1 pseudogene is annotated in these 1009 nt (G+C 72.1%); it reads left to right on the top strand.

What is annotated here, in order from left to right:
• A pseudogene (locus AB0B01_RS30980) lies at nucleotides 1-884 on the top strand (acyl-CoA dehydrogenase); the annotation flags it as partial.
• Nucleotides 885-1009 lie beyond the last annotated feature (125 nt).

Raw genomic sequence — 1009 nt, 5'->3', positions numbered from 1 at the left:
CCGCGCAGGCCGAGCTTGCCGTGGATCTCGCGGCGGGTGAGCCCGGGGGTGTCGGGACGGACGCGTACGTCCGGCTCGTCGGGATGAAGCTGTTCAGCGACCGCGCCGTCGACTACTTCCGCACCGCCGGCCCCGACGACCGCCGCTACCTCCTCTTCAACCCGATGACGAAGATGAAGGTGACCACGGAGGGCGAGAAGGTCATCGACCTCATGTGGGACGTCATCGCCGCCAAGGGCTTCGAGAAGGACACGTACTTCGCCGAGGCCGCCGTCGAGATCCGCGGACTGCCCAAGCTGGAGGGGACGGTCCACGTCAACCTCGCGCTCATCCTCAAGTTCATGCACAACCACCTGCTGAACCCGGCCGAGTACGCGCCGGTCCCGACCCGTCTCGACGCGGCCGACGACGCGTTCCTCTTCCGGCAGGGACCGGCCCGCGGCCTGGGCTCAGTGCGCTTCCACGACTGTCGCACCGCGTACGACGCGTACGCCGAGGTGCCGAACGTCGGCCGCTTCCGCGAACAGGCCGACGCCCTGTGAGAGTTCGTCACCACCGCCGCCCCCGACGAGGAGCAGAGCCGCGACCTCGACCTCCTCCTGGCCGTCGGCCAGCTGTTCGCGCTCGTCGTCCACGGCCAGCTGATCCTGGAGCAGGCGCGCCTGACCGGCCTGGACGAGGACGTGCTCGACGAGCTGTTCTCCGTCCTCGTACGCGACTTCTCCGCGCACGCCGTCGAGCTGTACGGCAAGGACTCCGCCACCGAGCAGCAGCAGAGCTGGGCGCTCGGCGCGGTCCGCCGGCCGGTCGTCGACGAGGCCCGTTCGGCCCGCGTCTGGGAGCGCGTGGAGGCGCTGTCGGGGGCGTACGAGATGGCGCCGTAACCTCACGGCTGCCGAAACCCCACAGCCGCGTGAACCGCGGCCTCCGGGCTCCGGGCCGCCGACCGCGGCTCCCGGCCCCCCGGCGGCTCCCCCCCACGCGGGGCGGGCCGCGGCCCCGGGGGAGC

The organism is Streptomyces sp. NPDC044571, from assembly GCF_040647115.1.
Lineage (GTDB): Bacteria > Actinomycetota > Actinomycetes > Streptomycetales > Streptomycetaceae > Streptomyces.
This window is presented reverse-complemented; position numbering and strand designations above follow the sequence as displayed.